Source organism: Dethiosulfatibacter sp. (assembly GCF_983023055.1).
The window spans coordinates 1-3,260 of sequence record NZ_CEZJXU010000298.1 but is presented as its reverse complement, the minus strand read 5'-3'; the positions used below and the strand labels follow the sequence as shown (position 1 = coordinate 3,260).

The 3,260-nt window shown below is 38.3% G+C and carries 4 protein-coding genes; all 4 read right to left on the bottom strand.

Annotation, left to right across the window (positions count from 1 at the left end; translation table 11 throughout):
* Window positions 1-67 precede the first annotated feature (67 nt).
* Complete coding sequence (gene rpiB, locus AC3AX0_RS09925; protein WP_487550133.1) at window positions 68-511, bottom strand: ribose 5-phosphate isomerase B; 444 nt, start codon at window positions 509-511, stop codon at window positions 68-70.
* Window positions 508-1,212, bottom strand: a complete 705-nt coding sequence (locus AC3AX0_RS09920) for a low molecular weight protein arginine phosphatase (RefSeq protein ID WP_487550132.1) — start codon at window positions 1,210-1,212, stop codon at window positions 508-510. Before AC3AX0_RS09920 ends, rpiB begins: the two co-directional genes overlap by 4 nt.
* Entirely contained in the window at window positions 1,213-2,268 is a 1,056-nt protein-coding gene (locus AC3AX0_RS09915) for an L-threonylcarbamoyladenylate synthase (RefSeq protein ID WP_487550131.1), read from the bottom strand.
* A 242-nt stretch (window positions 2,269-2,510) separates the two neighbouring features.
* On the bottom strand, window positions 2,511-3,260 hold a 750-nt coding region (locus tag AC3AX0_RS09910), incomplete at its 5' end, for a cation:proton antiporter (protein WP_487550130.1).

Sequence of the window (3,260 nt, the reverse complement as noted above, 5' to 3'; positions counted from 1 at the left end):
CTGAGACAAGTACCTCTGTTCAGCACCGTATCAGCTATGTCGAGATAATAGTTCATTTTGTCTCTTCTTAACATTTATTTTCATACTCCGTTATCTTGTCTACTCTTCTTCCGTGTCTTCCACCTTCAAAATCAGACTCGATCCAAGCCCTCACAATTCGAAGGGCAAGGTCTCTCCCTACTACTCTTCCACCCATGGCAAGAATATTTGAATCATTATGTGCTCTAGTCATTTCAGCTGAATAAACATCATGACACAAGGCACATCTTATTCCCTTTACCTTGTTTGCAGATATAGATATTCCTATTCCAGTACCGCAAATCACTATTCCTCTGTCTGCATTTCCAGCCGCCACTTCTTGCCCTGCCTTCAATCCATAATCCGGATAATCAACTGAATCCGTATTGTATGTTCCCAAATCCATTATTTCATATCCTTTTTCTGTGAGATATTCTCTGACAATTTCCTTTAATTCAAATCCACCGTGATCACTCGCTAATGCTATTTTCATTTTGATTGCTCCTCAATAATTTTTTTCACTATATTGTTCATAATATTTATTATTTCTTCAGATGTATTTTTATATACCGATTCAGACTTGCCATATGGATCTTCAATATCAAGGTCCCTAAGCTTGTTTTCAATAGCCTTGATTTTTGATAGATCCACCTTCTCAGGATGGCTGTTCTTTCTCTTTAATATTTCAAGTTCATCTTCAACCTGTCCAATTTCTTTTTCAAGTTTTTCTTTTCTTTCCTCAAGGCTTTTTATTTTGTCTTCCCTTGCCTTCTCCAACTCTTCTCTCTTTTCATCAGAGATTGAATACATGGTTCCAAGTTGCTCAAGAATATCTTCAGAATCAAGATTTCCCATGGCAAATTCCTTTAAAGTAAAAGTTTTAGCTGCAGCATCCGGAATCATTGTTGCAATAATATGCTTGTGGTTTCTTGTCATTGCCAATATTAAGTCTGATTCCCTTACGAGAGCTATGGACAACTGTCTGGATTCATGTTCGCTGATATCAATGCTCTGATCCTTTAAAACCTTCACTGCTTTTTCATTGGCAGGAAGCCCATTTTGAGCAGTAATTCCAGCAGAAACTACCTGAACTTTATTTTCATCATAGCCCAGTTTATTGAAAGCATCTCTTAATACTCCTTCAGCCATTGGACTTCTACATGTATTTCCTGTACAAACTATCAATATTTTCATCTAATCACCACACTTAATAATTCTACCGCCGGAAGCTTTTCTAAGTCTGTTCATAACGGCTGCTCCAATATTGTTTTCTTCTATTCCTTCCACAAGTATAACATCCATATCCAGTTCATCGGCTTTTCTAAGCATCCTGAATAGATTAGACGAAATTTCTTTTGGTTTCATTCTCGAGCCAAGGCTGAAAATTATTCCCTCGTTGTATTGCTCTATGTTTTCATCAGTACAAAGTATCATAGTCCTCAATGATTTTGAAAGCTTTTTCCCGGTTTCCCTGATTATTTCAGGATAAATGCAGTCACTTTCACCAACAAAGAGAATCACCTCTCCCCTTGGAGAATAGTGGGTATACTTCTGCCCCGGCGACCTAGGCGTCATGTTCGAAGCATAGTACTCAAGGGCAGGATCGTATACAACTGAATCAAGAACTCGTGATATGTCTTCTATTGTTATCCCTCCAGGTCTTAGAATCATGGGAGGATCGTTTAGAACATCTATTACAGTGGATTCAACTCCGTAGTAGCAATCTCCACCATCTATTATTGCATCCACCCTTCCGGCAAGATCCTCTATTACATGAGCAACACTTGTAGGACTAGGCTTACCTGAAATATTTGCACTGGGTGCTGCAACTGGAACTCCCGCTGAGTCTATAAGGGCAAGGGCTATTTCAGAATCCGGCATTCTCACAGCAACAGTTGAAAGACCTGCAGTTATTCTTTCAGGTACAGTTTTCTTTTTTTTAAAAATCAAGGTGAGCGCTCCAGGCCAGAAATTGTCCATAAGAATCCTTGCCTTTTCAGGTATGCTTTCCACTATATTCTCCAGCTGGTCCTTGCAGCTTATATGTACAATAAGAGGGTTGTCGGAAGGTCTTCCCTTTGCGGAAAATATCTTTTCTACTGCAGCCTCATCAAGAGCGTTGGCTCCCAGACCGTAAACTGTTTCAGTAGGGAAAACCACTATGCCTCCCATTCTTATTGTCTTTCCAATTTCTATTATATCATCCATGTTCATTGGTTTACTGTTCATGTTGTAAATTTTTGTATTCATTAAACACCTCGTCAACAAGGATTATTATATCCCAGTAGCAATGATTTATCAACAAAAGAAGGCATTTTTACAAATAAAATTCTCAGGACATCGAGTCCTTCGAATCATCTGACATTCAAGCGAGCGATAATTCCCAGAAACCGAAATTATCTTGAACGTCATGTACAACAAAAAATAAAGAGCTTTCGCTCTTTATCTAACTTTTTAGACCTTTATGTTAAAAACCTGTCTATATATTCACTTTATGCCTCGTAAGCCTTTTTAAGCATTGGAGGTGTAATTATTGTTGTCAATACTACAACAAGTATTGTAGTCGTAAACATGCTATCGCTTATAAATCCACCATTCTTCGCTACATTTGCTACGATAAGTCCGACCTCTCCCCTTGGAATCATACCAACACCTATCTGTATTGCCTCTTTTGTTGAGAATTTCATAAGCTTAGCTCCCAATCCACAACCAATGATTTTGCTGACTACGGCAACAATCATCAATACGATAAGAGGCACTATTATTCCACCGATTCCGTCAAGGTTTATTATCAGTCCTATGTTTAGAAAGAACACAGGTGTAAACAGTGTATATGCAATGCCTGAAACGTCCTTTTCAACTCTGGTATTGTATGGTGTCAGAGAGAATACTATTCCTGTGAAATATGCACCAATGATAGCAGCAACTCCAAACTCTTCTGAAACAAAGGCCAGTATGAAACATATAATTATTGCAAAGGCTCCAACATTTCTGTTTCTAAGCATTTTTGAGGAGTTCTTGTTCATGAAGGTAGTGAATATCCTTCCAGCTACCATGGCAAGAACAAAAAACGCCGCAATTTTCAATATTACAAAAAGTATTCCTGAACCTTCTCCAGGATCTGCTAAACCAACAACCACTGTCAACACGATAATACTAAGAACATCATCAATTACTGCCGCTCCCAAAATTCCTATTCCAGTCTTGTCTTTTATCTTTCCAATTTCCCTTAAAACCTGTAC

Coding starts and splice junctions, on each gene's coding strand:
- rpiB (WP_487550133.1), bottom strand. CDS start 511: ATGAAAATAGCATTAGCGAGTGATCACGGTGGATTTGAATTAAAGGAA.
- AC3AX0_RS09920 (WP_487550132.1), bottom strand. CDS start 1,212: ATGAAAATATTGATAGTTTGTACAGGAAATACATGTAGAAGTCCAATG.
- AC3AX0_RS09915 (WP_487550131.1), bottom strand. CDS start 2,268: ATGAATACAAAAATTTACAACATGAACAGTAAACCAATGAACATGGAT.